Consider the following 24640-nt stretch of genomic DNA (forward strand, 5'->3'; position numbering starts at 1 on the left):
TGATGCTGCATAACTCAATTCTCGACGCCATCGGCCACACACCGATCGTGCGCCTGGCGCAGTTTTCCGAAGACCTCGGCATCGAGGTCTACGCCAAACTGGAATCGCTCAACCCCGGCGGCAGCCACAAGGCGCGCATCGCCTTGGGCATGATCCTCGACGCCGAGCGTCGCGGCGTGCTGATGCGCGACTCCGGGCAAACCATTATCGAACCCAGCGGCGGCAACACCGGCATTGGCCTGGTGATGGCTGGCAACGTGCTCGGCTACAAAGTGGTGCTGGTGATCCCGGATAACTACAGCCCCGAAAAGCAGAAACTGCTGCGCCTGTATGGCGCCAAGGTGGTGCTGTCGGACAGCCGCCTCGGCAACAATTCCCATGGCGAGAAATGCATGGAGTTGCAGTTGGAAAACCCCAGCTACGTGATGCTCAACCAGCAACGCAACGGCGCCAACCCGCAGACGCACCGCGACACCACCGCGCCGGAGATCCTCAGCGCCTTCGGTGAGCAGCGCGTGGACTACTTCGTCAGCGGCATCGGCACCGGCGGCCATATCACCGGCATCGGCGAAACCCTCAAGGCCGCCTGGCCGGCCCTGCGCGTGATGGGCGTGGAACCGGAGGAATGCGACCTGCTGAAAAACCAGCACGCACCCCACCATATCCAGGGCCTGTCGATCGGCTTGATCCCGAGCATCCTCAACCTGGACGTGCTGGACGGCATGCTCAAGGTGTCGCGCGTGGAATGCCTCGACATGATGAAACGCATCATGCGTACCGATGCCATCAGCCTGGGCCTGTCCTCGGCCGCCAATATGGTGGCCATCGCCAAGCTCGCCCCGGAGTTACCGCCCGAAACGGTGGTGTTGACCATGGTCTACGACAATGCCGACAGCTACCTGCCCAGTTTCGAATAACCGGTTATCCAACCATCCAGAATGCGGGGGTGCCTCCATGGGCGGCTTTATCGACATGCAACATCTGCACGATGAATTGCTTACCCACCTCATCAAGACCCTGACGCCCACGCAGATGAAGCAGCTGGAGCCGCACTTGGCGCCGTTGGTCCAGAGCGCCGCCCAGGCGGTGGCCGAGGACCTGATTGCCTACGCCTACCGCGACCCGGCGTCGCGCGGGCGCGGCGAGTTGATCCTGGAATCCTATGCCTCGTTCAAGGCGGTGCTGTTCTACCGGCTGGCGCACCGGGTGTGGCATTTTCCCGACCAGACCAACGGGATGTTTTCGCGCATTGCCCTCAAGCTCAGCAACCAGGGCAAGATCCTCTCCGGCGCGGAGATTCACCCGGCAGCACGCATCGGTCGGCGCTTTGTGCTCGACCATGGCTACGGCACGGTGATCGGTGAAACCTGCGAGATCGGCAACGACTGCTACATCCTCTGCGGCGTGACCCTCGGCGCTCGCGGCATCGCCAACAACCCCGACGGCAAGCGCCACCCGCGCCTGGGCAACAACGTCGAAATCGGCTCCGGCGCCCGCGTGCTGGGCTACGTGCAGATCGGCGACAACGTGTTCATCAGCCCAGCGTGCGTGATCACCCAGGACGTACCGGCGGGGACCAAGGTCAAGGTGGTCAACCAGATCCAATTGCAAAAGAACGACGAATCGGAGCACAGCAGCTACCTCGGCGCCTTCGCTCTCGATGAGCGCCTGCACGTGGTCGGCGAGATCAATGCCAGCCACAAGGTCACGGTGCTGGACGCCGACTTTCACCCGTTGCAGGGGCTGATGCTCGAACCCACGGTGAAAGAACGCCATCACCTGCAATTTCGCCTGCGCCACATCGAAATGGGCGACCGTCTGCCACGTCTGCCGCTGAACCTGAAAGTCTGCGGGCCGGAATTTGAAATCACCCTGCTCTCCCCCCCTGGCTTGAGCGCAATGGTGCGTCACCTGCTGCAAGCCAGCCCATTGATTGTCGGAGGTTGAACATGTCTGTGCACACCATGGAAACCCTGGCGCTGTTTGACAGCGCGCCCTACCAGAACGCCTTCAGCGCCCGGGTGATTGCCGTCAGCGAACACGGCATCGCCCTGGAGCACACGCTGTTCTACCCTACCGGCGGCGGGCAACCCGGCGACACCGGCCACTTCACTCTGGACGACGGCACGCGCGTGGACATCCTCGGCACGGTGCGCGACCCGGTGCAGCGCTCGATCATCTGGCACCAGGTGGAACACTGTCCCGAGCAGTTGAGCGCCGGGGTCCAGGTGGATGCCAGCCTCGATTGGGAGCGGCGCTACCAGCACATGAAAATGCACACCTGCCTGCACCTGCTGTGTTCACTCATCGACGCCCCGGTCACCGGCTGTAGCATCAGCGCCGACAAAGGGCGACTGGATTTCGACCTGCCGGAAATGACCCTGGACAAAGACAGCATCACCCGCGATATCAACGCGCTGATCGAACAGGCTCATCAGGTGAAAACCCTGTCGATGCCCGCCTCGGAGTACGCAACCCTGCTACAGATCACCCGCACCCAAGCAGTAGCTCCGCCCGTGATCCAGGGCTCGGTGCGCGTAATTGAAATTGCCGGAATCGATATCCAGCCATGCGGCGGCACCCATGTGATCAACACCGAAGAAATCGGCCGGGTGTTTTGCGAGAAGATCGAGAAGAAGAGCAAGCATAACCGTCGGGTTATTTTGCGCTTTGAATGAATGTTCAGCAGAACGGGGTCGATGCAGGTGCGGGCTTACCGCCCCACATTGACCCGTTTTTCTATCGCTGAACTTAACCCTTCAGCGCTTTGATCTGGTTATTCAACTGCTCGATTTGCTTCTGCAGCTCGGAAATCACCTTGGAAAATTCAGCCATCATCTGGTCGATGCGCGAGCGAAGTTGCTCATTGTCGCGTGCGAGATCCTCGAGGGTACGAGGCGCCTGGTTTGATTCATCGGACCGGGCCGACGGGTTGCTTTCGTTGGACTGCGCCGCGCCTTGCTTGCCTTGGCCCGAAGAAGCCCCCTGATTGGCCTGACCCTGACCCTGCGCCGCACCTTGCTTGCCTTGACCCGAAGAAGCACCTTGATTGGCCTGACCCTGACCCTGTCCCTGCGCTGCGCCTTGCTTGCCCTGGCCGGAAGAAGCACCCTGATTGGCCTGACCCTGACCCTGCGCTGCGCCTTGCTTGCCTTGACCGGAAGAAGCACCCTGATTGGCCTGCCCCTGACCCTGCGCCGCGCCTTGCTTGCCCTGACCGGAAGAAGCTCCCTGATTGGCCTGCCCCTGCCCCTGCGCTGCGGGAGGCATCCGGGTCTGGGGAGTATCCGCGCCCAACCTCTTACTCAAATCACCGATCTGGTCTTGAAGCCCTTTAACGACCGAATTGAAACCGGACTCCAACTTATTGAGCCTATCGCCCAGTTGCTTATTTTCGGCAGTCAAGCGCTCAAGGGAGGGAGGAGCATCCCGCCCGGCCCCTTGTGTATTGTCCATACGGCCGCGCGCTTCAGGCGACGTGCCGTTCTGCTTCGCCGCAGGATCACCACGAGTACTGGGGTTCGACGGTGCCGCCTCTTTTCCAGACGCTGCCTTCACCTTGGGGTGCTGCGCAAGCTGGTTCACTTGCTCCTGAAGCTTCATGATTTGCGGCGTTAACTTGGCGACCATCTGATCATATTTTTCGGCCAACTGTTTGTTCTGGCCAGAGAGGTGTTCCAGATGAGCGGGTACCGCGTTTTTTGCCGCAGACGACGCCTTGGCCAGAGGACTGTCAGGTACTCTGAGGCTCTCGTCGGCGCGACGGAGCCTGGCGTTCGGCGACATGTCATAGCCGACGGTGTTGGGCATTGGCGGGCGATTGTTTACGCTATTCATAAAAGGGCCTTTTCAGATTCAGGTGTTTGATCCACAAGCATCGCTTGCCAGATGACCCGCGCCTGCAGGGCATCTGACACCTGATTGGCTTCTATCTGAAAACGGTTCCGAAGATGTAGGACGCATCAATCGCAAAGTATGTCTGTGTCAAAACCTGCCCTTCGCGAGCGTGCGCAACCACGGCGCGGTCATATCACCCATAAATCCACAAAGCGATTCACCGGCGTGGCTTCAAGCCGCGCCTGATCCTTGCACAACGCAAAAATCTCGGCACTGCGCTGGGCCGTAAAGCGCGTCGCCAGGTTGGCCTTGAACTTGTCTTCCAGCAACGGAATACCGTCCACCCGGCGCCGACGATGCCCAATCGGGTACTCCACCGCGACCTGCTCGGTGTGGGTGCCATCGTTGAAGAACACCTGCACCGCGTTGGCGATGGAACGTTTGTCCGCCTCCAGGTATTCGCGGCTGTAGCGGGGCTCTTCGACGATCACCATCTTTTCGCGCAGCTCGTCGATGATCGGGTGCGCAGCGTGGAACTCATCTTCGTACTGCTCGGCCACCAGCGTGCCGAAGGCCAGCGGCACGGCGGTCATGTATTGCAGGCAGTGATCGCGGTCGGCCGCATTGGCCAATGGGCCGACCTTGGAAATGATCCGAATCGCCGACTCATGGGTGGTGATCACGATGCGTTCGATGTCGTGCAGGCGATCGACAACCTGCGGGTGCAAGGTCACCGCAGCTTCGCAGGCGGTTTGCGCGTGGAACTCGGCGGGAAAGCTGATCTTGAACAGCACGTTTTCCATCACATAGGTGCCGTAGGGTTGGGACAGGCTGAAGGTGCGCTTGTCTTCGGGCTTGAGCGCCAGGTCCTTGTTGGTGTGGCTGAACAGCACGTCGTAGAAGCCCCATTGCGGCGCGCTCAACACGCCGGGAATACCTATCTCGCCGCGCAGCGCGATGTCTGCCAGCCGCACACCGCGACTGGAGGCATCGCCCGCCGCCCAGGATTTGCGCGAACCGGCATTCGGTGCGTGCCGATAGGTGCGCAATGCCTGACCGTCGACAAAGGCGTGGGACAGCGCCGACAGCAGTTGCTCGCGGTTGGCGCCCATCAGCTTGGCGGTGACCGCCGTCGAGGCGACTTTCACCAGCAGCACATGATCGAGACCGACACGGTTGAAGGAGTTTTCCAGGGCAATCACACCCTGGATCTCGTGGGCCATGATCATCGCCTCCAGCACTGCGCGCACGGTCAGCGGCGCGTCGCCATTGGCCACGCGTCGTTGCGAGAGGTGATCGGCCACGGCGAGGATGCCGCCGAGGTTATCCGAGGGGTGGCCCCATTCGGCGGCGAGCCAAGTGTCGTTGTAGTCGAGCCAGCGCACGATGCAGCCAATGTCCCAGGCGGCCTTGACCGGGTCGAGCCGGAACGACGTGCCCGGCACCCGCGCGCCGAACGGCACCACCGTACCCTCGACCAGCGGCCCCAGGTGCTTGGTGCATTCCGGGAACCGCAGCGCCAGCAGGCCGCAACCGAGGGTGTCCATCAGGCAGTTGCGCGCAGTGTCCAGCGCGGCTGGGGAGTCGATCCGGTAGTTGAGGACGTAGTCAGCGATGTCCTGCAAAACCTGGTCGTAGTCGGGGCGGGTGTTCTGGTCGACGTTGGCGCTCATGGCTGTTCTCCAAAGTGGGTGGGGGGTCAGTCCTCGGGCTCACGGTTACTGGAAGCAGATCTTCGATGCCTGCCTTGGAATAGAGATCCCTTGTGGGAGGGGGCTTGCCCCCGATGACGGCGGGTCAGTCAATGAATGTGTCGACTGGTACACCGCTATCGGGGGCAAGCCCCCTCCCACAGGGGATTGGTGTTGGGTTTTAGAAGGCGTCGCCTGGGACGCGCACGAAGCCTTCCATCAACACCCGCGCGCTACGGCTCATGATGGCCTTCTTCACCACCCATTCGCCGTTGACCTGGGTGGCTTCAGCGCCGACCCGCAAGGTGCCGGACGGATGCCCGAAGCGCACCGCGTTGCGTTCCACGCCGCCCGCCGTCAGCGATGTCCTGCAAAACCTGGTCGTAGTCGGGGCGGGTGTTCTGGTCGACGTTGGCGCTCATGGTTGTTCTCCAAAGTGGGTGGGGGGTCAGTCCTCTGGCTCACGGTTACTGGAAGCAGATCTTCGATGCCTGCCTTGGAATAGAGATCCCTTGTGGGAGGGGGCTTGCCCCCGATGACGGCGGGTCAGTCAATGAATGTGTCGACTGGTACACCGCTATCGGGGGCAAGCCCCCTCCCACATTGGATGTGTATCGAGCCTTAGAACGCGTCGCCTGGGACGCGTACAAAGCCTTCCATCAACACCCGCGCACTACGGCTCATGATGGCCTTCTTCACCACCCATTCGCCGTTGACCTGGGTGGCTTCAGCGCCGACCCGCAAGGTGCCGGACGGATGCCCGAAGCGCACCGCGTTGCGTTCTACGCCGCCCGCCGCGAGGTTGACCAAGGTCCCGGAAATCGCCGCAGCCGTGCCGATCGCCACCGCTGCGGTGCCCATCATCGCGTGGTGCAACTTGCCCATGGACAAGGCACGCACCAGCAGGTCGATATCGCCGGCCTTGATCGCCTTGCCGCTGGAAGCCACGTAGTCCGCAGGCGGCGCCACGAAGGCCACCTTCGGCGTGTGCTGACGCTGGGCGGCTTCGTCCAGATGCTTGATCAGGCCCATGCGCAACGCGCCATAGGCCCGCACCGTCTCGAACATCGCCAGGGCTTTCGGGTCGCCGTTGATTGCGCCTTGCAGCTCGGTACCGGTATAACCCAGGTCTTGCGCGTTGATGAAGATTGTCGGGATACCCGCGTTGATCAGCGTGGCCTTGAAGGTGCCGACGCCCGGCACCTCCAGGTCATCGATCAGGTTGCCGGTGGGGAACATCGAACCGCCGCCGCCCTCTTCTTCAGCGGCCGGGTCCAGGAACTCCAACTGCACTTCGGCGGCCGGGAAGGTCACGCCGTCCAGTTCGAAGTCGCCGGTTTCCTGCACCGCGCCGTCGGTGATCGGTACGTGGGCGATGATGGTCTTGCCGATATTGGCCTGCCAGATCCGCACCACGGCCACGCCGTTGCGGGGCACGCGGGCCGGGTCGACCAGGCCCGCGCTGATGGCGAAGGAACCCACCGCCGCCGACAGGTTGCCGCAGTTGCCGCTCCAGTCGACGAACGGTTTGTCGATGGCGACCTGGCCGAACAGGTAGTCCACGTCATGCTCGGCGCGGCTGCTCTTGGCCAGGATCACGGTTTTGCTGGTGCTCGACGTGGCGCCGCCCATGCCGTCGATCTGCTTGTCGTAGGGATCGGGGCTGCCGATCACCCGCAACAGCAGGGCATCGCGTGCGGCCCCCGGGACCTGCGCCGACTCGGGCAGGTCCTGGACGCTGAAAAACACACCCTTGCTGGTGCCGCCACGCATGTAGGTGGCGGGGATCTTGATTTGCGGTACGTGTGACATGGTTATCCTCTTCAGGCGGTCGCCGCCGATTCCAGGAAGTCCTGGGCAAAACGTTGCAACACGCCGCCCGCCTCGTAGATCGACACTTCTTCGGCGGTGTCCAGGCGGCAGGTCACCGGCACTTCGACACGTTCGCCATTCTTGCGGTTGATCACCAGGGTCAACTGCGCGCGCGGGGTGCGTTCGCCGACCACGTCATAGGTTTCGCTGCCGTCGATCTTCAACGTATGACGGTCGGTGCCCGGCAGGAACTCCAGCGGCAACACGCCCATGCCCACCAGGTTGGTGCGGTGAATGCGTTCGAACCCTTCGGCGGCAATCGCTTCCACACCCGCCAGGCGCACGCCCTTGGCCGCCCAGTCGCGGGACGAACCCTGACCGTAGTCGGCGCCGGCGATGATGATCAGCGGCTGCTTGCGTTCCATGTAGGTTTCGATGGCTTCCCACATGCGTGTGACCTTGCCTTCCGGCTCGATGCGCGCCAGGGAACCCTGCTTGACCTTGCCGTTTTCGACGACCATTTCGTTGAACAGTTTCGGGTTGGCGAAGGTGGCGCGTTGCGCGGTCAGGTGGTCGCCGCGGTGGGTCGCGTAGGAGTTGAAGTCGACTTCCGGCAGGCCCATTTTCGCCAGGTATTCGCCGGCGGCGCTGTCGAGCATGATCGCGTTGGACGGCGACAGGTGGTCGGTGGTGATGTTGTCCGGCAGCACTGCCAGCGGGCGCATGCCCTTGAGCGGCCGCGCACCGGCCAGCGCGCCTTCCCAGTACGGCGGACGGCGGATATAGGTGCTTTGCGGGCGCCACTCATACAGCGGCGCGACTTTCGGGCCGGTGTCTTCGTGGATCGCGAACATCGGGATATACACTTTGCGGAACTGCTCCGGCTTGACCGACGCCTTGACCACCGCGTCGATTTCTTCGTCGCTCGGCCAGATGTCTTTCAGGCGGATTTCCTTGCCGTTGGCGTCGAGGCCCAGTACGTCCTTCTCGATGTCGAAACGGATGGTGCCGGCAATCGCATAGGCCACCACCAGCGGCGGCGAAGCCAGGAACGCTTGCTTGGCATACGGGTGGATACGCCCGTCGAAGTTGCGGTTACCCGACAACACGGCGGTGGCGTACAAGTCGCGGTCAATGATCTCTTGCTGGATCACCGGGTCGAGCGCACCGGACATGCCGTTGCAGGTGGTGCAGGCGAAGGCCACCACGCCGAAACCGAGTTTTTCCAGTTCGTGCCCAAGGCCGGCTTCTTCGAGGTACATGGCCACGGTTTTCGAACCGGGCGCCAGGGACGACTTGACCCACGGCTTGCGGCTCAGCCCCAGCTTGTTGGCGTTGCGCGCCAGGAGGCCGGCGGCGATCACGTTGCGCGGGTTGCTGGTGTTGGTGCAGCTGGTGATCGCGGCAATGATGACCGCACCGTCGGGCATTTGCCCCGGTACTTCTTCCCACTGGCCGGAGATGCCTTTGGCGGCGAGGTCGCTGGTGGCGACACGGGCGTGCGGGTTGCTCGGGCCGGCCATGTTGCGCACGACGCTGGACAGGTCGAAGGTCAGGCCGCGCTCGTATTTCGCGCCCTTGAGGTCGTCGGCCCATAGGCCGGTCTGGCGTGCGTATTGCTCGACCAGAGCGACTTGTGCGTCTTCACGGCCGGTGAGTTTCAGGTAGGCAATGGTCTGCGGGTCGATGTAGAACATCGCCGCGGTGGCGCCGTATTCCGGGGCCATGTTGGAGATGGTCGCGCGATCGCCCAGGGTCAGTGCCGATGCACCTTCACCGAAGAACTCGAGCCATGCGCCCACCACTTTCTGTTGACGCAGGAACTCGGTCAGCGCCAGCACCATGTCGGTGGCGGTGATGCCGGGTTGCAGCTTGCCCGTCAGCTCCACGCCGACGCTTTCCGGCAGGCGCATCCACGAAGCGCGGCCGAGCATCACGCTCTCGGCTTCGAGGCCGCCGACGCCGATGGCGATCACGCCGAGGGCATCCACGTGCGGGGTGTGGCTGTCGGTGCCGACGCAGGTGTCGGGGAACGCCACGCCGTCACGCACCTGGATCACCGGAGACATTTTCTCCAGGTTGATCTGGTGCATGATGCCGTTGCCCGGCGGGATCACGTCGACGTTCTTGAAGGCTTTTTTGGTCCACTCGATAAAGTGGAAGCGGTCTTCGTTGCGGCGGTCTTCGATAGCGCGGTTTTTCTCGAACGCGTCCGGGTCGAAACCACCGGCTTCGACGGCCAGGGAGTGGTCGACGATCAGTTGGGTCGGCACCACCGGGTTGACCTGGGCCGGGTCGCCGCCTTGCAGGGCGATGGCATCGCGCAGGCCGGCGAGGTCGACCAGGGCGGTCTGGCCGAGGATGTCATGACACACCACCCGCGCCGGGAACCAAGGGAAGTCGAGGTCGCGCTTGCGCTCAATCAGTTGGCTCAGGGAAGCGTTGAGGGTGGCCGGGTCGCAACGACGCACCAGGTTTTCCGCGAGTACGCGGGAGGTGTAAGGCAAGGTGGCGTAGGCGCCGGGGGTGATTGCATCGACAGCCGCGCGGGCGTCGAAGTAATCGAGGCGGCTGCCGGGGAGCGATTTGCGAAATTCAGTGTTCATCGTCAGGACTCGGTCACGGTGATTACAAAAGGAACCCACTGATCCAGATTTGAAATGCGATTCAAATGTGGGAGGGGGCTTGCCCCCTCCCACCTTTTGACCTCATTTCAATCCTGGAATCGTCGGCCTTCAGCGACGTTCGATTGGCACGAACTTGCGCTGTTCGACGCCGATGTACTCAGCGCTTGGACGGATGATGCGGTTGTTGGCGCGCTGTTCGAACACATGCGCGGCCCAGCCGGTGAGGCGCGAGCACACGAAGATCGGGGTGAACAGCTTGGTCGGGATGCCCATGAAGTGGTACGCCGAGGCATGGTAGAAGTCGGCGTTGGGGAACAACTTCTTCTGCTCCCACATGACCTTGTCGATGGCTTCGGAGACCGGGAACAACACTTTGTCGTCCACTTCTTCGGCGAGCAGTTTCGACCAGCCCTTGATCACTTCATTACGCGGGTCGCTGTCTTTGTAGATCGCGTGACCGAAGCCCATGATCTTGTCCTTGCGCGCCAGCATGGCGAGGGTGCCGTCGACGGCGTCCTCGGCCGACAAGAAGCGCTCGATCATTTCCATCGCCGCTTCGTTGGCGCCGCCGTGCAACGGGCCGCGCAGCGAGCCGATGGCGGCGGTGATGCACGAATACAAGTCAGACAGGGTCGACGCGCAGACACGCGCGGTAAAGGTCGACGCGTTGAATTCGTGCTCGGCGTACAGGATCAGCGACACGTTCATCACTTTGACGTGCAACTCGCTCGGCGTCTTGCCGTGCAGCAGGTGCAGGAAGTGACCGCCGATGGAAGGTTCGTCGGTCACACAGTCGATGCGTTTGCCGTCATGGCTGAAGCGGTACCAGTAGCACATGATCGCCGGGAAGGCAGCGAGCAGACGGTCGGTGACATCGCGCTGTACGCTGAAGTCCTGCTCCGGCTCGAGATTGCCGAGGAACGAGCAACCGGTACGCATCACGTCCATCGGGTGGGCGTCGGCCGGGATGCGCTCGAGCACTTCCTTGAGCGCCTGGGGCAGGTCACGCAGCTTGCTCAGCTTGGCGCTGTAGGCAGCCAGTTCGGTCTTGGTCGGCAATTCGCCGTACAGCAGCAGGTAGGCGACTTCTTCGAACTGCGCATCAGCGGCCAGTTCGCGCACGTCGTAGCCGCGATAGGTCAGGCCGGCACCGGCCTGGCCCACGGTGGACAGTGCGGTCTGCCCGGCCACCTGGCCACGCAGGCCAGCGCCGCTCAGTACTTTTGCTTCAGCCATGGTTACTCTCCAATTTTGTAGTTATCCGGGAGGCGCGTTCGTTACTTCTTGGCGGCGAACAGCGCGTCGAGCTTCTGCTCGAAGGTGTGGTAGTCGATGCGATCGTAAAGCTCCATGCGGGTTTGCATGGTGTCGATCACGTTCTGTTGGGTGCCGTCGCGACGGATCGCGGTGTAGACGTTTTCGGCGGCCTTGTTCATGGCGCGGAAGGCCGAGAGCGGGTACAGCACGATGGAAACATCGGCAGATTTCAGTTGATCGACGGTGTACAACGGGGTTGCACCGAACTCGGTAATGTTAGCCAGGATCGGCGCCTTTACCTTTGACGCGAACAGCTTGTACATGTCCAGCTCGGTGATGGCTTCCGGGAACACCATGTCGGCGCCGGCCTCGATGCAGGCAGCGGCGCGATCCAGGGCGGATTCCAGGCCTTCGACGGCCAGCGCATCGGTACGCGCCATGATCACGAAGCTGTCATCGGTGCGCGCATCCACGGCGGCCTTGATGCGGTCGACCATTTCCTGCTGGGACACGATTTCTTTGTTCGGGCGATGACCGCAGCGCTTGGCGCCGACCTGGTCTTCGATATGGATGGCAGCGGCGCCGAACTTGATCATCGACTTGACGGTGCGTGCCACGTTGAACGCCGAGGAGCCGAAACCGGTGTCCACGTCCACCAGCAGCGGCAGGTCGCACACGTCGGTGATGCGGCGCACGTCGGTCAGCACGTCATCAAGGCCGGTGATGCCCAGGTCCGGCACGCCGAGGGAGCCCGCGGCCACCCCGCCACCCGACAGGTAGATCGCCTTGAAACCGGCGCGCTTGGCCAGCAGTGCGTGGTTGGCATTGATCGTGCCGACCACCTGCAATGGGTGTTCGCTGGCGACCGCGTCACGGAAACGCTGGCCTGGAGTGCGGTTGTTATTGGAGCTCATGACTCACCTCGCTGAGTGGCTGTCTGGGGAGCACCGCCTGGGAAGTGGCGGGCGATATTGCGTTTGGAGGCGCCGATGTGACGACGCATCAACAACTCGGCCAGTTCACCGTCGCGATCGGCGATCGCGTCAAGAATACGGTGATGCTCGGCAAAGGCCTGGCGTGGACGATTGGGGGTCGCGGAGAACTGGATGCGGTACATACGCACCAACTGGTACAGCTCGCCGCAGAGCATTTGGGTCAAGGTGCGGTTGCCCGCGCCCTGGATGATCCGGTAATGAAAGTCGAAGTCGCCTTCCTGCTGGTAATAGCCGACACCCGCCTGGAACGCCGCATCCCGTTCGTGGGTGTGCAGCACCTGGCGCAGTTCTTCGATCTCCGCATCGGTCATGCGCTCGGCGGCCAGGCGGCACGCCATGCCTTCGAGGGATTCGCGGATTTCATAGAGTTCGATCAGTTCCGCGTGGCTCAACGACACCACGCGAGCGCCCACATGGGGCACGCGCACCAGCAGGCGCTGGCCTTCGAGACGGTGGATCGCCTCACGCAACGGGCCGCGGCTGATGCCGTAGGTGCGCGCCAGTTCCGGCTCGGAGATCTTGCTGCCGGGGGCGATCTCGCCTTTGACGATAGCGGCCTGTATACGCCTAAAGACATTCTCCGACATTGTCTGGGATTCTTCCGGGGAGACCACCGGAGCTTCCGATTGATCCAGCATATTGTCGACACCTTTAAAAGCAATGCCGCAAAAACTAGCCAATAAGCCCTACTTAGTCAAAGAATAAATCAACATTGTCGACAATCGTCTAATAACCGCCGTTGTAAGCAACAAGGACATGGCCGCCTGCCAGCGCTGGCGCCAAAAAAGCATCATGTTAGAATAGACGCCGCTTTTGCCTGACATCTCTTGATGAAACGGCGCACGAGGGAGCTTGCGCAGCAATGCCAGTCGCCTTGAATTGAACATCGCACTGCACCGCCTCAGGATTTATGAGACTCAAGCCCTTCCCCCGATTGTTTTGCCTACTGTTCATACCAGGACTTATGCCGGGGCTATGCGCTGCCGCCGAGAAGACCGTGTATGGCCTCAACGAATACGCCAAGCTGGCGGATATCGACCTGGAAGTGGCGGCCAAACTCGACACCGGCGCCAAGACCGCCTCGTTGAGCGCCCGCGATATCAAACGCTTCAAGCGCAACGGCGAATCCTGGGTACGCTTCTACCTGGCCATCGACACCGCCCATTCCCACCCCATCGAACGCCCACTGGCCCGCGTCAGCAAGATCAAGCGCCGCGCCGGTGACTACGACCCCGATGAGGACAAGAACTACACCGCCCGTCCGGTGATTGCCCTGGATATCTGCATGGGCAGCGCTTTACGCAGCATCGAAGTGAACTTGACTGACCGCAGCGCTTTCCAATACCCGCTGCTGATCGGCTCCGAAGCGCTGAAACGCTTTGATGCGCTGGTCGACCCCAGTCTTAAATACGCAGCGGGCAAACCTGCCTGCGCCGCCGACGCTCATACCGCCGAGTAAACCGAATGCGCTCTCTGACCCTGCACCTGAAAATCCTCATCACCCTCCTGGTGGTGCTGGGTATTTCGGTCACCGCCTACCAGATCTTCGTGCTGGGCATTCCCGTCACCGAGGACGCCACCGACGACTTGTGGAACATCGACGCCAAGGTCGAGTTCGTCGCCAACCCGAAAGACCCGGTGAAGATCCAGATGTTCGTGCCGCCCCTGAGCCGCGACTTCGTCAGCCTCAATGAGAGTTTCATCTCGAATAACTACGGGGTCAGCGTCAACCGCATCGATGGCAACCGCAAGGTCACCTGGTCGGCGCGCCGGGCCAAGGGCAAGCAGACCCTGTATTACCGCCTGGTGCTGACCAAGCGTTACAGCGGTGAAAAGGTCAAGATCAAGGGCCCGACCTTCCGCGACAGCATCGCCGTGGAAGGCCCGGAAAAAATCGCCGCCGAAGCCCTGCTCGCGCCGATCCGCCAGCACTCGGCCGATGTGGAAACCTTTATTACCGAAGCCATCAAGCGCACCAACAACCTCAACGACGACAACGTCAAGCTGCTGCTGGCGGGCGACCCCTCGACACCGCACAAGGCCAAGATCGTCGAACTGCTGCTGTCCATCGCCCACGTGCCGGTGGAAAAGGTCCACACCATCCGCCTCGTCGCCGACCAGCCGCAAACCCCGGAACTGTGGCTGCGCAGCTTCAATGGCAATGACTGGCTGTACTTCAACCCGGAAACCGGCGAACCAGGCCTGCCCGCCGACCGCCTGTTGTGGTGGACCGGCGATGAAAACCTGATCACCGTCGATGGCGGCAAGAAAGCCATGGTCACCTTCAGCCTGAACAACAGCGAAATGAACGCGATCCGCCTGGCCAAGCTGACTGACGAAAACACCGACGCCAACTTCCTCGAATACTCGCTGTACGGCCTGCCGCTGCAAACCCAGCAGACCTTCATGATCATGGTGATGATCCCGATCGGCGTGCTGGTGATCCTGATCCTACGCAACCTGATCGGCCTGCAGACCCTGGGCACGTTTACCCCGGTGCTGATCGCCCTGGCGTTCCGCGAGACTCAGCTGGGCTTCGGGATTGTGCTGTTTACGATCATCACCGCGCTGGGCTTGTCGCTGCGCTCGTACCTGGAACACCTGAAGTTGCAGATGCTGCCGAGGCTGTCGGTGGTGCTGACCTTCGTGGTGGTGCTGATCGCGGCCATCAGCCTGTTCAGCCATAAACTGGGGCTGGAGCGCGGGCTGTCGGTGGCGCTGTTCCCGATGGTGATTCTGACCATGACCATCGAACGCCTGTCGATCACCTGGGAAGAACGCGGCGCCAGCCATGCGCTGAAAGTGGCGATCGGCACGCTGTTCGCGGCGTCCCTGGCGCACCTGATCATGAGCGTACCGGAGCTGGTCTACTTTGTGTTCACCTTCCCGGCGATCCTGCTGATCCTGGTGGGCTTCATGCTGGCCATGGGGCGTTATCGCGGCTACCGCCTGACCGAGCTGGTGCGCTTCAAGGCCTTCCTCAAGGCTGACTCGTAATGTTCGGCTTCTGGAAGACCTGGAAGGCCCTGGAAGCACGGGGCATCATGGGCATCAACCGGCGTAATGCGGACTACGTGCTCAAGTACAACAAGCGCAGCCTGTACCCGATCGTGGATGACAAGATCATCACCAAGGAACGCGCGCTGGCGGCTGGCATCCATGTGCCGGAAATGTACGGGGTGATTTCCACCGAGAAGGAAATCGACAAGCTCGACGAGATCATCCAAGGGCGCAGCGACTTCGTGATCAAACCGGCCCAGGGCGCTGGCGGTGACGGCATCCTCGTCATCGCCGACCGCTTTGAGGAGCGTTATCGCACGGTCTCCGGCAAGATCATCAGCCATGAGGAAATCGAGCATCAGATTTCCAGCATCCTCACCGGCCTGTACTCCCTGGGCGGCCACCGCGACCGCGCGCTGATCGAGTACCGCGTGGTGCCCGACCAGATTTTCAAGAGCATCAGCTACGAAGGCGTGCCGGATATCCGCATCATCGTGCTGATGGGCTACCCGGTGATGGCCATGCTGCGCTTGCCGACCCGCCAGTCCGGCGGCAAGGCCAACCTGCACCAGGGCGCGATCGGCGTGGGCGTCGACCTGGCCACCGGCCTGACCCTGCGCGGCACCTGGCTGAACAACATCATCACCAAACACCCTGACACCACCAACGCGGTGGATGGCGTGCAACTGCCCAACTGGGACGGTTTCATGAAGCTCGCCGCCGGCTGCTATGAGCTGTGCGGGCTGGGCTACATCGGCGTGGACATGGTGCTGGACCAGGAAAAAGGCCCACTGATCCTCGAACTGAATGCGCGGCCGGGGCTGAATATCCAGATCGCCAACGACTGCGGCCTGACCCTGCGCACCCATGCGGTCGAGGCACGACTGGAAACCCTGAAAGCTGCTGGCGTGACGGAAACGCCGGAAGAACGGGTGAAATTCGTGCAGGCCATGTTCGGGCACATCCCCGCCGTCGAAGGCTGAGCCGGCCTTCGATCTGTCTATCCCCGACATCCCCCCTAGGACCAAATCCTACGGGGGTCTACAATCCCCTCCCCCACGCCATCAGCTGATCCACCCCGCATGTCGACCTGTTCCGTACACCCACTGCCCTACCGGGCCAACCCCGCCGAGTATTTTGCGGCGATTCGCCATGCCCCCGGCGCGGTGCTATTGGACAGCGGCCGCCCGACCGCCGAGCGGGGCCGTTATGACCTGCTCAGCGCCTGGCCCGAAGCGACGTTGGCGGTGCAGTCTGACGAGAGCGGCAGCGAGTTCCTGCAACGCCTGCGGGAAAACCTTACACAGTTGGGTGAGGCGGCATTGCCGGCCGGCTACGAGTTACCGTTCGTCGGCGGCCTGATCGGTTACCTGAGCTACGATTTCGGCCGGCACCTGGAACAGTTGCCGCACCGCGCGGTGGACGATCTGCACCTGCCGGACGCACGTTTTGGGCTGTACGCCTGGGCCCTGGTCAGCGATCACCAGGCGCAGACCAGCCAGTTGGTGTTTCACCCGACACTGGCCGATGGCGAGCGGCAGCGACTGATCAAGCTGTTCAGCCAGCCAGCCGCCGAGATAGCCGCCGACTTCAAGCTCCACGGCCCCATGACCCCCGACATCAGCGCCCAGACCTACGCCCAGGCCATCGCCCGCATCCACGACTATATCCGCGCGGGCGACTGCTACCAGGTCAACTTCACCCAGCGCTTTCGCGCAGCGTGCAGCGGCGATCCGTGGGCGGCCTACTGCGCCTTGCGCGAAGCCTGCCCGACGCCATTTTCCGGGTTCCAGAGCCTGCCGGATGACGGCGCGGTACTGAGCCTGTCGCCGGAACGTTTCGTCAGGATCAGCCAGCGCCAGGTCGAAACCCGCCCGATCAAAGGCACCCGCCCGCGCGGCCTGACGCCTGAAGAAGACGCCGCCAACGCCGCCGAACTGCTGGCCAGCCCCAAGGATCGTGCCGAGAACCTGATGATCGTCGATCTGTTGCGCAACGACCTCGGGCGCACCTGCCGCACCGGCTCGGTGAAAGTGCCGGAGTTGTTCAGCCTGGAAAGCTACCCCAACGTGCATCACTTGGTCAGCAGCGTCACCGGCGAATTGGCCGACGACAAGGACGCTCTGGATCTGATCGCCGGCAGCTTCCCTGGTGGCTCCATCACCGGCGCACCGAAGATCCGCGCAATGCAGATCATCGACGAACTGGAGCCAACCCGCCGCGGGCTGTACTGCGGCTCGCTGGTGTACCTGGACGTGCGTGGCGAGATGGACAGTTCCATCGCCATCCGCAGCCTGCTGGTCAAGGACGGCCAGGTGTGCTGCTGGGGCGGCGGCGGGATCGTCGCCGACTCGCAATGGCAGGCGGAATATCAGGAGTCGCTGACCAAGGTGCGGGTATTGTTACAAACCCTGGAAAGCCTGTAACGCAGCGCCCTTCCTGGCGTTGGGAGGCAACGCCCGGCCGCGGAAAAAACCTGAATCAGAACCGCTGTGGACGGCCTGTGAATCGGAGGATAGCGTCCGGTTTCGACCGTCCACCCGCCATCTGTGAAGGATCACATGAAGCGATTGCTTACTCGTCAGAAAATATTTCCAAGATTGCATCTGCACTTGCCAGAGCCTAACATCTCCCAAATTGGGAGGTTAGGATCATGCGGATAATCGCGTTCTCGACCTTACGTCTCTTCTGGGAGAGCCACCCAGCTTGTATCGACGCCAAAACACCGCTGGTCGAGTTGTATCGCCATATGGAGAAGGCTGCATACCCAACGCCGCAAGCGCTCAAGGCGGAGCTCGGAACCGCGAGCATCCTCAAAGGCAGCAGGGTTGTATTCAACGTGGGCGGCAACCGGTATCGAGTGATCATGGCGATCAATTATCAGCGTCAGCTTGGGTTCATACGTTTCGTGGGAACCCACGCACAGTACGATCAGATCAACGCGGAGACCGTGTGATGAACATCAAACCCATACATTCCCAAGAAGACCTCACCGCCGCGCTCGCACGCGTCGAACAGATATGGGAAGCGCCAATCGGCTCGCCTGAGGGCGATGAGCTGGAAATTCTTGCGGTCCTCATTGAAAAGTACGAGGCCGAACATTATCCGATGCCGCCGTCGGACCCGGTGGAAGCCATCCGCTTTCGCATGGAGCAACTCGGCATGACGGCGCGCGACCTGGAGGCCTTCATCGGCACCAGCGGCCGGGTGTCCGAAGTGCTCAACCGCAAGCGCAAGCTGAGCCTGTCGATGATCAAGCGCCTGCATGAAGGCTTGAGCATCCCGTATGAGCGGTTGCTGGCAGGGGCTTAAGAACTCAGGCGGCTGTAGGCCCGCGCCCACATTCGACCGCGCTTCCAGAGGATAAACGCGGTCGAATGTGGGAGCGGGCTTGCTCGCGATGGGGCCGCCAACTGCGCGGAACGACTTACAGGCTCAACGGCCGGTTCGAAGCCTTGATGAACTCGTTCTTCAGCTCTTCAAACGTATGCACCGCCGGGAACTGCGGGAACTCGCGGATCACATTTTCCGGCGCATGGAACAGAATCCCGCGGTCGGCCTCGCCCAGCATGCTGGTATCGTTGTACGAATCGCCGGCAGCGATCACGCGGTAGTACAGGCTCTTGAACGACAGCACCGACTGGCGCTTGGGGTCTTTCTGGCGCAGTTGGTAACTGACCACGCGGTCGGTTTCGTCAGTGATCAGGCGGTGGCACAACAGGGTCGGGAACCCCAGCTGACGCATCAGCGGCTGGGAGAATTCGTAGAAGGTGTCCGACAGAATCACCACCTGGAAGCGCTCGCGCAGCCAGTTGACGAACTCGATGGCACCGTCCAGCGGCTTGAGGGTAGCGATCACTTCCTGGATATCGGCGAGCTTGAGCCCGTGTTCGTCGAGGATGCGCAGGCGTTGCTTCATCAGCACATCGTAGTCGGGAATGTCCCGGGTGGTCGCCCGCAGGGATTCAATACCGGTTTTTTCGGCGAAGGCGATCCAGATTTCCGGAACCAATACCCCTTCCAGGTCGAGACAGGCAATTTCCACGAGACACTCCTATTTGTATTGTTCAAGTCGAGCGAGCAAAAAGACTGCCGAACTCTAGCGATTCAAGGCGGCGGCCGCAACGCAGGGCGGATTTTGATACCATCACTCTCCTATAGAGCGCTCAGCGCCACTGACCTGTAGGAACCGTCCTGATGAACCAAGCCTTCGATGTCGTTGAACTCGCCACGACCTATGCCAACAAATCTGCCCAGGACATTCTCAAGCTGGCGTTCAGCCAGTTCGGCGATGACCTGTGGATTTCCTTCAGCGGTGCAGAGGATGTGGTGCTGGTGGACATGGCCTGGAAGCTGAACAAGAACGTCAAGGTGTTCAGCCTCGACACCGGCCGCCTGCACCCGGAGACCTACCGTTTCATCGAACAGGTGCGCGAGTTCTACAAGATCGACATCGAGCTGATCTCGCCGGACCAGAGCAAACTGGAACCCTTCGTCAAAGAGAAAGGCTTGTTCAGCTTCTACAAAGACGGCCATGGCGAATGCTGCGGTGTGCGCAAGATCGAGCCGCTGCGCCGCAAGCTCTCCGGCGTGCGCGCCTGGGCTACCGGCCAGCGCCGCGATCAGAGCCCCGGCACCCGCAGCCAAGTGGCGGCGCTGGAAATCGACACGGCCTTCTCCACCCCGGAACGCACCCTGTACAAGTTCAACCCACTGGCGCAGATGACCAGTGAAGAGATCTGGAGTTACATCCGCATGCTGGAGCTGCCGTACAACAGCCTGCACGAGCGCGGTTTTATCAGCATCGGCTGCGAGCCCTGCACCCGCCCGGTGTTGCCAAACCAACACGAGCGCGAAGGCCGCTGGTGGTGGGAAGAAGCCACGCAGAAGGAATGCGGGCTGCATGCCGGGAATCTCATCAGCAAGGCCTAAGCGCTGACGCAGTCAACCATGTGGGAGGGGGGGAGCAAGCCCCCTCCCACATTTGTTTTGTGCCGAGCGTAAAAATGTACACACAAATGTAACCATCGGTGCCATTTATGTGTGCAATCCACCGACCTTCGCACCAAAACGTAACATCTCCTCTCTGCCGCTGTTTATCCTCTAAACAGAGGTTCTGCCCCGTCAAAAATAAATACCTGTTCAAACGGTCAATTTATATCGCTTTGAATTCAGTCAGTTATTTATAGAACCTATAAAAACGAAATTAACCAAGGTTTTCATAGATCGAAAACTGGCACGTATGTGGCTTAAGGTGAAGTACGCTTTGTATACAATAAATACAAAACATACATACACTTTCCCGCTGCGGCTTTGCTGCAGCAGTGCTGGAGCCTGCCGGAATGCGTACACGCCTCTCGAACACCCTCGCACTGGATCTGCCCTCCTCCGCCCTCAACCCCGAGGCCGCGAGCCCCGGCCCGCTGGTACTCAGCCCGCGCCTGCACAACCGGGACCTGGCGCCGACCAAGGTCGAAGGCCGACGCTGGGGGCGCTACAGCATCTTTGCGTTATGGACCAACGACGTACACAACATCGCCAATTACTCGTTCGCCATTGGCTTATATGCGCTGGGCCTGGGTGGCTGGCAGATTCTGTTATCCCTGGGGATCGGCGCGGCGCTGGTGTACTTCTTCATGAACTTGTCGGGTTATATGGGGCAGAAGACCGGGGTGCCGTTTCCGGTGATCAGCCGCATCAGCTTCGGCATTCACGGCGCCCAGATTCCGGCCTTGATCCGTGCGGTTATTGCGATTGCCTGGTTTGGTATCCAGACCTACCTGGCCTCGGTGGTGTTCCGAGTATTGCTGACGGCGATTCATCCGGGGTTTGCCGACTATGACCACAACTCGATCCTGGGCCTGTCGAGCCTGGGCTGGGCGTGCTTTGTGACGATCTGGTTCGTGCAACTGGTGATCCTGGCCTACGGCATGGAGACCGTGCGTCGCTACGAAGGCTTCGCCGGGCCGGTGATTTTGCTGACCGTCGCTTCGCTGGCCGGTTGGATGTACTTCCAGGCCGACGGCCACATCGCCTGGTCGATCCGCGAGCCGCTCACCGGTGGCGAGATGTGGCGCAATATCTTTGCCGGCGGCGCGCTGTGGCTGGCGATCTACGGTACGTTGATCCTCAACTTCTGCGACTTCGCGCGCTCTTCGCCGTGCCGCAGGACCATCCAGGTCGGCAACTTCTGGGGCCTGCCGGTGAACATCCTGGTGTTCGCCGCCATCACCGTGCTGCTCTGCGGCGGGCAGTTCCAGCTCAATGGCCGGATGATCGAAAGCCCGACCGAGATCATCGCGGCGATCCCCAATACGTTCTTCCTGGTACTCGGCTGCCTGGCGTTCCTGATCGTCACCGTGGCGGTGAACATCATGGCCAACTTCGTCGCCCCGGCCTTTGTGCTGAGCAACCTGGCGCCCAAGTACCTGAACTTCCGCCGCGCCGGGTTGATCAGCGCTGCCGTGGCGGTGCTGATCCTGCCGTGGAACCTCTACAACAGCCCGCTGGTGATCGTGTATTTCCTTTCCGGCCTGGGCGCGCTGCTCGGGCCGTTGTACGGGGTGATCATGGTCGATTACTGGCTGATCCGTAAAAGCCAGGTCGACGTGCCGCAACTGTACAGCGAAGACCCGAATGGCGTTTATTACTACAGCCGTGGCGTGAATATGCGCGCGGTGGCGGCATTTATTCCTGCGGCGGTGATCGCCATCCTGCTGGCGCTGTTGCCGGGGTTTGCCAGTGTCTCGCCGTTTTCCTGGTTGTTTGGCGCCGGTATTGCAGGGCTGTTGTACCGGCTGATCGCCAAGCGCCAAGCGTTCTACGCTGATGTCAGCGGTGAAAGCATTGCAGTCGATAACGTCAGTCATTAAAAAGGACATTCCATGCGTATCCTCGTGGTCAACGTCAACACCACCGAATCCATCACCCAGACCATCGCCGAGCAAGCGCGGTCCGTGGCCTCGCCGGGCACCGAGATTGTCGGGCTCACGCCGTACTTCGGCGCCGAATCGGTGGAAGGCAATTTTGAGAGCTACCTGGCGGCCATCGCGGTGATGGACCGCGTGATGGCCTACGACCAGCCGTTCGATGCGGTGATCCAGGCCGGGTATGGCGAACATGGGCGCGAAGGCCTACAGGAATTGTTGAATGTGCCGGTAGTGGACATCACCGAAGCGGCAGCCACCACCGCGATGTTCCTCGGCCACGCCTACTCGGTGGTGACCACCCTGGACCGCACGGTGCCGCTGATCGAGGACCGCCTGAAACTCGCCGGCCTGTATCAACGCTGCGCCTCGGTGCGCGCCAGCGGCATGGCGGTGCTGGAGCTGGAAGAACACCCGCTGGCGGCCATGGAAGCCATCGTGCGGCAGGCGGAACTGGCGATCCGCGAGGACAAGGCCGAGGTGATCTGCCTGGGATGCGGCGGCATGGCCGGGCTGGACGAACGCATTCGCCAGCGCACCGGGGTGCCGGTGGTGGACGGGGTAACGGCGGCGGTGACGATTGCCGAAGGGTTGGTGCGATTGGGGTTGTCGACGTCGAAGGTCAGGACCTACGCCACCCCGCGGCCGAAGACTGTCATCGGCTGGCCGCGCAGCCGATAGAACAGGTCGCGGCGATCAAATCGCGCTGAAGCGCTGCGCCAGTCCCGCGATTAAAAACTGCTCGAGGATGAAGTCGACAAACGCCCGGGTCTTGCCGGGCAGCAGTTTGTGTTCGGCGTAGTAGAGGGAGATGTTGCCGTCGTCGACGTACCAGTCGGGCAGCACCCGCACCACCGCGCCACTGTCGAGGAACGGCACTGCCATCGGCATGCTCACCAGCGCAATGCCCATCCCCTGGGCGCTCGCGCAACAGGCGGCCTCCGAGTCGCTCAGGGTCATGCGCGGCTTGAGCGCCAACGGACGCTGTTCGCGCTCGCGGCTGGTCAGTTGCCAGGAGCGCACGCGGCCGGTTTGCGGGGAGCGGATCAGGATGCCCAGGCAGCGCGCCAAATCCTCGGGCGCCAGTACCGGCGGGCGTTGCGCCAGGTAATCCGCTGACGCCACCAACACCCGGTGCGCGGGCGTCAGCTTGCGTGCAACCACGCCCTGGGGCAGCTCAAAACCACCGCCGATGGCCGCATCGAAGCCCTGGCCGATCAGGTCGACCTGGCGGTTGTCAAAATGCCAATCCGGGCTGATATCCGGAAAACGCCGGACGAATTCCCCCAGCAACGGCATGACATAACTATTACCGAACACCGTGCCCATGCTGACTTTGAGCGTCCCCACCGGACGCCCCTCGGCGCTGGCCAGGTTGGCCACGGCGTTCTGAATGGTGATCAGGCTGTCGCTGACTTCGGCGAGGAACCGCTTGCCGGCTTCGGTCAGGGTCAGGCGCCGGGTGCTGCGCTGGAACAGCCGCACCCCCAGGCGCGCTTCCAGCTTGGCGACACTTTTGCCCACCGCCGCCGGGGTCAGGCTCAAGCGCCGGGCCGCTTCGGCAAAGCTGCCGCCTTCGGCGCTGCGCACAAAGCATTCGATACTGCCGAAGCTCTCCATATCCGCCCACTCTAAACTTTTGGTTTACACAGACTATAGCAATCCGGGTCTACCGACAGCGGCGGGTGAGGTCGATACTCGGCTGCATCCACAAGGCATCCCGCCTTGAACAGTGAGGAGATCAACATGACTACCCAGAACCTCAGCGGCAAAGTCGCCTTGATTCAAGGCGGTTCACGCGGCATCGGCGCCGCCATCGTCAAGCGTCTTGCGGCGCAAGGTGCGGCCGTCGCCTTTACCTACGTCAGTTCCGCCGCCAAGGCCGCAGAACTGCAGAACAGCGTGATCAGCGCCGGCGGCAAAGCCCTGGCGATTCAGGCCGACAGCGCCGATGCCACGGCGATTCGCAACGCCGTCAACGCCACGGTCCAAGCCTTTGGGCGCCTGGATATCCTGGTGAACAACGCCGGCGTGCTGGCCATCGCGCCGCTGGAAGACTTCAAACTGGAGGACTTCGACCAGACCCTGGCAATCAACGTGCGCAGCGTATTCATCGCCACTCAGGAAGCGGCCAAGCACATGGGCGAAGGCGGCCGCGTGATCAACATCGGCAGCACCAACGCCGAACGCATGCCCTTTGGCGGCGGCGGGCCGTATGCGATGAGCAAGGCGGCGCTGGTCGGCCTGACCAAGGGCCTGGCGCGGGACCTGGGGCCGCGTGGCATCACCATTAACAACGTGCAGCCAGGGCCGGTGGACACCGACATGAACCCGGCGAACAGTGAGTTCGCCGAGAGCCTGATCGGGTTGATGGCGGTGGGCCGTTATGGCCATGTCGAGGAGATCGCCAGCTTTGTGGCCTACCTGGCCGGGCCGGAAGCGGGTTACATCACCGGGGCCAGCCTGACCATCGACGGTGGCTTCAGCGCATAACC

At 61.9% G+C, this 24640-nt stretch carries 22 protein-coding genes and 1 pseudogene; 13 read left to right on the forward strand and 10 right to left on the reverse strand.

The features are described 5' to 3' along the window. Window positions 1-2: 2 nt before the first annotated feature. Genes MOQ67_RS23765 through MOQ67_RS23775 form a run of 3 tightly spaced genes read left to right on the forward strand, consistent with a single transcriptional unit; the run spans window position 3 to window position 2678 of the window. Window positions 3-917 (forward strand): PLP-dependent cysteine synthase family protein, encoded by a 915-nt coding sequence (locus tag MOQ67_RS23765; RefSeq protein WP_017845200.1) that lies wholly within the window; start codon window positions 3-5, stop codon window positions 915-917. A gap of 37 nt (window positions 918-954) precedes the next feature. Continuing rightward, window positions 955-1947 (forward strand): serine O-acetyltransferase, encoded by a 993-nt coding sequence (locus MOQ67_RS23770; protein WP_017845199.1) that lies wholly within the window; start codon window positions 955-957, stop codon window positions 1945-1947. A 2-nt stretch (window positions 1948-1949) separates the two neighbouring features. After that, the gene (locus tag MOQ67_RS23775) at window positions 1950-2678 is read left to right on the forward strand and encodes an alanyl-tRNA editing protein (protein ID WP_017845198.1); all 729 of its coding nucleotides are present in this window, start codon (window positions 1950-1952) and stop codon (window positions 2676-2678) included. A gap of 73 nt (window positions 2679-2751) precedes the next feature. Here the strand turns inward: MOQ67_RS23775 and MOQ67_RS23780 are convergent, their stop codons facing one another. The 8 genes and pseudogenes from MOQ67_RS23780 to MOQ67_RS23815 all read right to left on the reverse strand — a co-directional run bounded on the left by MOQ67_RS23780 (window position 2752) and on the right by MOQ67_RS23815 (window position 12857). Next, window positions 2752-3837, reverse strand: coding sequence for a DUF4200 domain-containing protein (locus MOQ67_RS23780; RefSeq protein ID WP_198717632.1), 1086 nt, complete (start codon window positions 3835-3837; stop codon window positions 2752-2754). A 188-nt stretch (window positions 3838-4025) separates the two neighbouring features. Then, window positions 4026-5510, reverse strand: a complete 1485-nt coding sequence (gene prpD / locus MOQ67_RS23785) for a 2-methylcitrate dehydratase (protein WP_198717633.1) — start codon at window positions 5508-5510, stop codon at window positions 4026-4028. A gap of 199 nt (window positions 5511-5709) precedes the next feature. Then, window positions 5710-5892: pseudogene (locus MOQ67_RS23790) on the reverse strand (PrpF domain-containing protein); the annotation flags it as partial. Between the two features lie 257 nt (window positions 5893-6149). Continuing rightward, on the reverse strand, window positions 6150-7340 hold the full coding sequence (gene prpF, locus MOQ67_RS23795; RefSeq protein ID WP_017848471.1) for a 2-methylaconitate cis-trans isomerase PrpF: 1191 nt from the start codon (window positions 7338-7340) through the stop codon (window positions 6150-6152). Window positions 7341-7351: 11 nt separating this feature from the next. Continuing rightward, a complete protein-coding gene (acnD, locus tag MOQ67_RS23800) occupies window positions 7352-9946 on the reverse strand; it encodes a Fe/S-dependent 2-methylisocitrate dehydratase AcnD (protein ID WP_046382417.1) in 2595 nt (864 codons plus the stop codon). A 129-nt stretch (window positions 9947-10075) separates the two neighbouring features. Further along, the gene (gene prpC / locus MOQ67_RS23805; protein WP_017848473.1) at window positions 10076-11203 is read right to left on the reverse strand and encodes a bifunctional 2-methylcitrate synthase/citrate synthase; all 1128 of its coding nucleotides are present in this window, start codon (window positions 11201-11203) and stop codon (window positions 10076-10078) included. A 41-nt stretch (window positions 11204-11244) separates the two neighbouring features. Next, a complete protein-coding gene (prpB, locus tag MOQ67_RS23810; protein WP_017848474.1) occupies window positions 11245-12138 on the reverse strand; it encodes a methylisocitrate lyase in 894 nt (297 codons plus the stop codon). Next, the gene (locus tag MOQ67_RS23815) at window positions 12135-12857 is read right to left on the reverse strand and encodes a GntR family transcriptional regulator (RefSeq protein ID WP_046382415.1); all 723 of its coding nucleotides are present in this window, start codon (window positions 12855-12857) and stop codon (window positions 12135-12137) included. Before MOQ67_RS23815 ends, prpB begins: the two co-directional genes overlap by 4 nt. Before the next feature lie 272 nt (window positions 12858-13129). Here MOQ67_RS23815 and rloA point away from each other — a divergent pair, with 272 nt between their 5' ends. The 6 genes from rloA to MOQ67_RS23845 all read left to right on the forward strand — a co-directional run bounded on the left by rloA (window position 13130) and on the right by MOQ67_RS23845 (window position 18531). Beyond that, the gene (rloA, locus tag MOQ67_RS23820) at window positions 13130-13678 is read left to right on the forward strand and encodes a retropepsin-like aspartic peptidase RloA (RefSeq protein WP_026140213.1); all 549 of its coding nucleotides are present in this window, start codon (window positions 13130-13132) and stop codon (window positions 13676-13678) included. Between the two features lie 5 nt (window positions 13679-13683). Then, a complete protein-coding gene (gene rloB, locus MOQ67_RS23825) occupies window positions 13684-15216 on the forward strand; it encodes an osmotic stress tolerance membrane protein RloB (RefSeq protein WP_046382414.1) in 1533 nt (510 codons plus the stop codon). Further along, window positions 15216-16202, forward strand: coding sequence for an alpha-L-glutamate ligase-like protein (locus tag MOQ67_RS23830; protein ID WP_017848478.1), 987 nt, complete (start codon window positions 15216-15218; stop codon window positions 16200-16202). Before rloB ends, MOQ67_RS23830 begins: the two co-directional genes overlap by 1 nt. 99 nt (window positions 16203-16301) lie before the next feature. After that, on the forward strand, window positions 16302-17645 hold the full coding sequence (pabB, locus tag MOQ67_RS23835; RefSeq protein ID WP_198717634.1) for an aminodeoxychorismate synthase component I: 1344 nt from the start codon (window positions 16302-16304) through the stop codon (window positions 17643-17645). A 227-nt stretch (window positions 17646-17872) separates the two neighbouring features. After that, complete coding sequence (locus MOQ67_RS23840; RefSeq protein WP_046382411.1) at window positions 17873-18175, forward strand: type II toxin-antitoxin system HigB family toxin; 303 nt, start codon at window positions 17873-17875, stop codon at window positions 18173-18175. Further along, window positions 18175-18531, forward strand: a complete 357-nt coding sequence (locus tag MOQ67_RS23845) for a helix-turn-helix domain-containing protein (protein ID WP_017848481.1) — start codon at window positions 18175-18177, stop codon at window positions 18529-18531. Before MOQ67_RS23840 ends, MOQ67_RS23845 begins: the two co-directional genes overlap by 1 nt. A gap of 115 nt (window positions 18532-18646) precedes the next feature. On the opposite strand, the gene thrH is transcribed toward MOQ67_RS23845, so the two are convergent. Continuing rightward, window positions 18647-19264: a bifunctional phosphoserine phosphatase/homoserine phosphotransferase ThrH gene (gene thrH / locus MOQ67_RS23850; protein ID WP_017848482.1), complete on the reverse strand. Its 618-nt coding sequence runs from the start codon at window positions 19262-19264 to the stop codon at window positions 18647-18649. 152 nt (window positions 19265-19416) lie between these two features. Between thrH and MOQ67_RS23855 the strand changes: the two genes are divergently transcribed. The 3 genes from MOQ67_RS23855 (at window position 19417) to MOQ67_RS23865 (ending at window position 22826) form a co-directional block, all read left to right on the forward strand. Continuing rightward, window positions 19417-20151 carry a phosphoadenylyl-sulfate reductase gene (locus MOQ67_RS23855; protein ID WP_017848483.1) on the forward strand — a complete coding sequence of 245 codons (735 nt, stop codon included), beginning with the start codon at window positions 19417-19419 and terminating at the stop codon, window positions 20149-20151. A 410-nt stretch (window positions 20152-20561) separates the two neighbouring features. Beyond that, window positions 20562-22091: an NCS1 family nucleobase:cation symporter-1 gene (locus tag MOQ67_RS23860; RefSeq protein WP_198717635.1), complete on the forward strand. Its 1530-nt coding sequence runs from the start codon at window positions 20562-20564 to the stop codon at window positions 22089-22091. A gap of 12 nt (window positions 22092-22103) precedes the next feature. Then, on the forward strand, window positions 22104-22826 hold the full coding sequence (locus tag MOQ67_RS23865) for an aspartate/glutamate racemase family protein (protein WP_017848485.1): 723 nt from the start codon (window positions 22104-22106) through the stop codon (window positions 22824-22826). 15 nt (window positions 22827-22841) lie between these two features. Here MOQ67_RS23865 and MOQ67_RS23870 read toward each other — a convergent pair whose 3' ends face one another. Then, window positions 22842-23765, reverse strand: a complete 924-nt coding sequence (locus MOQ67_RS23870) for a LysR family transcriptional regulator (protein ID WP_198717636.1) — start codon at window positions 23763-23765, stop codon at window positions 22842-22844. A 126-nt stretch (window positions 23766-23891) separates the two neighbouring features. Here MOQ67_RS23870 and MOQ67_RS23875 point away from each other — a divergent pair, with 126 nt between their 5' ends. Further along, entirely contained in the window at window positions 23892-24638 is a 747-nt protein-coding gene (locus MOQ67_RS23875) for a 3-oxoacyl-ACP reductase family protein (protein ID WP_017848487.1), read from the forward strand. Window positions 24639-24640 lie beyond the last annotated feature (2 nt).

Source organism: Pseudomonas sp. LY-1 (assembly GCF_053502595.1).